Source organism: Mangrovibacterium sp., from assembly GCF_059905295.1.
The window spans coordinates 1-5,142 of sequence record NZ_JBZQJF010000181.1 but is presented as its reverse complement, the minus strand read 5'-3'; the positions used below and the strand labels follow the sequence as shown (position 1 = coordinate 5,142).

General features: G+C 43.2%; 4 protein-coding genes. 1 reads left to right on the top strand and 3 read right to left on the bottom strand.

Annotated features, from left to right (window positions below):
• The first annotated feature begins 341 nt into the window (after nucleotides 1-341).
• On the top strand, nucleotides 342-1,466 hold the full coding sequence (locus tag AC37HE_RS09710; RefSeq protein WP_500782635.1) for a pyridoxal phosphate-dependent aminotransferase: 1,125 nt from the start codon (nucleotides 342-344) through the stop codon (nucleotides 1,464-1,466).
• An 8-nt stretch (nucleotides 1,467-1,474) separates the two neighbouring features.
• On the opposite strand, the gene AC37HE_RS09705 is transcribed toward AC37HE_RS09710, so the two are convergent.
• From AC37HE_RS09705 to AC37HE_RS09695, 3 genes are read right to left on the bottom strand one after another with little or no spacing between them, the layout of a single operon-like run.
• Nucleotides 1,475-2,323: an HAD-IIA family hydrolase gene (locus AC37HE_RS09705; protein WP_500782634.1), complete on the bottom strand. Its 849-nt coding sequence runs from the start codon at nucleotides 2,321-2,323 to the stop codon at nucleotides 1,475-1,477.
• Nucleotides 2,324-2,325: 2 nt separating this feature from the next.
• Nucleotides 2,326-3,369 carry an aminoglycoside phosphotransferase/kinase family protein gene (locus AC37HE_RS09700; RefSeq protein WP_500782633.1) on the bottom strand — a complete coding sequence of 348 codons (1,044 nt, stop codon included), beginning with the start codon at nucleotides 3,367-3,369 and terminating at the stop codon, nucleotides 2,326-2,328.
• 40 nt (nucleotides 3,370-3,409) lie between these two features.
• Nucleotides 3,410-4,762, bottom strand: a complete 1,353-nt coding sequence (locus AC37HE_RS09695; protein WP_500782632.1) for a glutamine synthetase family protein — start codon at nucleotides 4,760-4,762, stop codon at nucleotides 3,410-3,412.
• Nucleotides 4,763-5,142 lie beyond the last annotated feature (380 nt).

The following is a 5,142-nucleotide window of genomic DNA, read 5'->3' as shown; positions in this document are numbered from 1 at the left end:
TGTTCGGGCAGCTTTTTTTTTCTAAAAGTCCCTGCTGAGTTCCAAGTTCCAAGTTCCAAGTTCCAAGTTTCGAGTTGCGGCTATAGGACCCTTGTGGAGGTCTGGGGCTACTGCATGTTTCTGGTTTCTGGTTGCTCTTCTCTCAATCGCTAATCGGCAATCAATAATCGTTAATCGTTAACCTTTCAAGTTTCACGATAACCCGGCAACTCTTGATAACAATAACAACAAGATATGAGAGCGCGAAGTAGCGAAGTAGTGCGCATGCAAGTTGGATCTCTCTGTATTCTCTGTTGTAAAACCGGGCGAATAATGATTACTTTTGCCCAAATTTTTTGGCTATGACTCGCGTAAAATTCCCGGTAAAAAAAGAATTGTTCCAGGAGACAACACACTCACCCGCGTTGGTGGATATTGTCGGTTCTGAATTAGTGAAGGATGTTATTGACTTTTGCTTTATTGCCAACCCGTATTATCCAACAGCGGAGATGATGGATGATTTACTGCAAAAGATTCCTGAAATTATTAAGGCTTATCCTTCCAGTAATCCGCGCATCGCTCGTGAGCAATTAGCGGGGGTTATCGGCATTAATCCTGAATTCCTCCTATTGGGAAACGGAGCAACCGAGTTAATTACCTTAATTGAGCAGGAGCTGATTGATGATATTGCCATTCCGGTTCCAACCTTTAGCGAGTATCTGGAAAAATTGCGAAAAGCCAATTCTGCTCGTTTGTTTCAACTTCCGGCTGATCAGAATTATGATCTCGACCTGGATGAATTTGCCGGTTGGATTGATGAAAACAACATCTCTTCGGCTTTGATTATTAATCCCGGTAATCCGACCGGGCAGATGATTGGGTTAAGGGAGCTGAAAAGCTTTTTGAAAAGAATGGCGCATCTGAAAGTTATCTTGCTGGATGAGTCGTTTATTGATTTTAGCGGGATTGAACAGCCCTCGGTAATGCCTTTCCTCGAAGAGTTCCCAAATGTTATTGTCGTGCGGAGTATGAGCAAACACTGCGGTGTTCCGGGTTTGCGCTTAGGCTATTGTTGCACTTCTAATCCGAAGTTTATCCGGCTGTTGCGGCAATTATTACCGATTTGGAACATTAACACAATCGCCGAATATTTTTTGCTGATGCTTCCGAAAACCAATGGTGAATATCAGGAGTCAGTTCGCCGCGTCGTTGCTGATGTGAAACTATTGTATCGCAAATTAATTGGTCTGGATGGCTATAAGATTTATCCAACAGGCAGTAATTTTATTCTGATCCGGATTAATTATGGGGTGAATGCCCGGGATTTGCAAATGCGCCTGCTGGAAGAATATGGTTTGTACGTGCGCGATTGTTCGAACAAGATTGGCTTAGACGATTTTCATATTCGGGTAGCTTCGCAGGGAGCGCAGAATGATGAAAAGCTCGTCAGTGCTTTAGCTGAGATCCGGCAAAGTTTTAGCGAGTAAGCCGGCGATTAGCTGATCACTACGGAGTCGCATACGAAATTGGGGATGATGCCGGTACTTGTAATCCGGACTTTAGCCATCTCCGGCAGTGTGTTACCTGAGAGAACCAAGGCGGTATCAACTCCAAACTTATTACCTCCAATAATGTCGGTATAAAGAGTATCGCCAACCATTAAGATCTCGCTTTTCTTCACTTGTTTTACTTCGCAGGCTCGTTCAAAGGCATACATGAACATTTGAGCATCCGGCTTTCCAAACCGAATGAAACTTTTACCCAAAACTTCTTCAACCAGGTCGGATATGCCGCCAATAGCAACAGCAACATCGTTTTTACTAACCGGGTAGTGGATGTCGGTATTAGCCACTACAACGGGGATATTCCGTTTTCGAAGCAGGTTGATAACTTTATTGATATCCTGATTCCAGTCGAAACCTTCATCGTCCAGAAAAACAAGGCATTTAATGTGGTCGATATCGTCGAGCACAACATCGCGAATCGGCAGGGTCTCCAGCCCGGCATTTTCGATATAGTGTGCTGAATCACCTGTTCCCAGGAATGCGACAGTACCTTCTTTGATTTTCAGAGAGAGCCAGTCACGGGCCAGCATACCCGATGAGATAATTTTGTCGGGGGTGATGCTTTTGATCCCTCGCCGGTTGTAAGCATTCGCCAAGCCTTCCGGTCCTCTCGATGAGTCGTTGGTCACAACAAAGTAGTTGATGTCGTTTTCATCCAGAAAATCGAAGGTACGTTCCACGCCGGGTATGACGCCCTTGTGATTCTTTAATACACCAAAGGCATCAAAAAATATCGTTTTGTATTTGAGGGCAACGGTTCTGAAATCTTTAGTTTTCATAGTTAGATTTTTAGGGCACGTAATATCTTCTCAGCATCAAAATTTTTCTCAATGGCCGGGATGTAAGCTTCGTATGCTTCTTTTTGCAATTTGAGCGCGTACGAAGGCCTGAAAAAGTAATTGCCATCCTTGATTACGTAATTTAGGATAAAAAATCGATAACATTCCTTGATGAGTCTGATTTCCGGTTCGGTGAGCGGATATATTTTGTGGTATTCTTTCAGGAATAGAATAAAACGCTCTTCCATCAGCGTGTCGATTACATAGCTGAAAACAGTCCGGTCTCCAATATCCGAACAAACCCGGCTAAAGAAGTAAAAGTCCATTACTCTTGATGACATGCGAAACCAGTCGTAATCCCACCGTGAGATAAATCTGCCGTCGGGGGCAACCGAGAAGTTGCCGATATTCCAATCCACAAAGACAGGGATAATGTCGATTTCGGTCATGTAGTTGTAATGATCGGCATTGTTAAGGAACGTATCACACTCTCTCAAGATGAGATCTTTGTGTTCCTGTTTCGCGCAAAATTTTTCGTCGCGAACTGTTTTCATCAGTGTGTGAATGTCGGTAACAACACTTTTTGAAGCGATGGGGAGCTGGGCACTGATATTGTAACAAGCCTTGTGGAAGCGTGCTAATTCACGTCCTGATTTTTTTACATGCTTTTCTTCAAGGCGTCGGGGAAGTTTGTTTTTTACTTTTATCGGGTTGTAAAAAACGACCCAGGCACAATGATTTTGTGAGTAGTAACGGTAGATGAATAAGTCGTTACGCTTTACCAACGATTGCGCAAGGAATGTCTCGTAGGGAACTTCGAGGTTGTTGGCCAGGTTATTAATAATGATGTGATCTTCCTTGAAATGCTCGAATTTACCATAGTCAGATAGCTTGGCAAAAACCGGCTGGCGGTCGTAAAAAGAGACTTTATAAACCGAGTTAGTCGATACGTGCGCACTTACATCGAAAATACCTTTAATTTCATGCCGGTCGTCAAATTCTTTCCAGGCTTGCCTGATGATATGATAGTTGTCCAGTTGTTCCATTCGTTTGTGTGTTTGCTTTTGGTTTGAAGTCCCCGTTTCGTCAAATAATTTCGAAGTAGCGTTTTAGTTCCCAATCGGTAACTGTTTTGCTGAATTCGCGCCATTCCCACTCCCTGGTTTTGGTGAAATGCTGAACGAAAGTTTCCCCAAATATTTCGTTTGCAATCGTTGATTGTGCCATTTGTTGAGTCGCTTGCAACAGGTTGGTTGGTAACTTCATGGCATCGCTTTTACTGTATGCATTGCCAATAACAGCCGGTGCTTCCAGCTTCAGGTTGTTTTTTATGCCATACAGGCCCGATGCCAGTGATGCGGCCATTGCCAGATACGGGTTGGTGTCCGATCCTGCCACGCGCATTTCTAAACGGGTTGATTTCTTATCGCCATTTAAAATACGCACAGCAGTCGTTCTGTTGTCATATCCCCAGCTAACAGTTGTAGGAGCCCATGCTCCGTCACGAAGCCGCTTATAACTATTGATGGTAGGAGCATATAGTGGTAAAACCACCGGCAGACATTGGAGTACTCCGGCCAGGTAGCTTTCCATTAGTGAACTCATTGGTTGTTCCGGATTTCCGGAATAGAAAAGATTTTCACTTTGATTGGATGACCACAAGCTTTGGTGGATATGTCCGCTGCAACCCGGAAGTTGTTCGTTCCACTTAGCCATAAAGCTGGCGATAATTCCATGTTGGTAAGCGATTTCCTTTACGCCGGTTTTGAAGAGTGTGGCTTTATCAGCTGCTGCTAAAATCTCATCGTATCGAATTGCTGCCTCATAAACTCCCGGTCCTGTTTCGGTATGTAATGATTCCAGTGGAACATTAAATTGATGTAACAGATCAAAAAGATCATTGAAATATTCCTTGTTCAGGCTCGGGCGGAGCTGAGAGTAGCCGAACATGCCCGGGCTTAGTGGCTGTAATTTTTGATAGTCAGTTGCTGCCAGTTCGTTGGGTGTTCCAATGAAGTTGAACCACTCAAATTCCTGGGCAAAAATAGCCCGGTAGCCCATTTCTGTAGCTTGGTGCCGAATCTTTTTAAGCAGACTTCGCGGACAGGCAGGTACGCCCTCTTCGTTCTCAAAATCACCCAAAAAATAAGGAATGTTGCTGTCCCAGGGGACATTCCGGAACGTTTCAAGATCCAGGTGTGCTTTTTTATCCGGGTATCCGGTGTGCCAGCCTGTCATCTCAACATTGTCGTAACAGACGTCGTTGGAATCCCAGCCAAAAACAACATCGCAGAATCCAGCGCTTTTTTCCGAGAATTCAATAAACTTGTCAAGAAGGAGTGTTTTTGAACGCAGGATACCATCGATATCGCAGATCGCAAATTTTATTTTTTTATGCCCAGCTTCCTCAAGCTTTCTTACAATTTCTTGTTTTACCATCTTGTTCCGGTTTTGTTACCTTCATTTTTCGAACTGCTTAAATTAAGCATAACACTAAATTATTAAAAAAAATGGTAGTGTAAATAATCAGAATTGACTTGCTGATTTATCACGCTGACAAAATGAACTGGTTTTTTTGAGTATTTGAGTAAAGTGTTTGTTGAATTAAATAATTACCTGTGTCGGGTAAATTCTCTTTTTTATTTTGGCAGGAGGGGGTTTGTGATGGATGCCTCCGACGAAAATTGATTGTTTTTGGTCACAAAATAGGTATGCAAGTGGAGGTTATATGAAAAAAGGTCTAATTTTGCCGGGTGAAATAATCGCGGGACTATTTCATTTTTGTGCTTCATTCAAACTTCTTTTGACAAGAAAAGCTG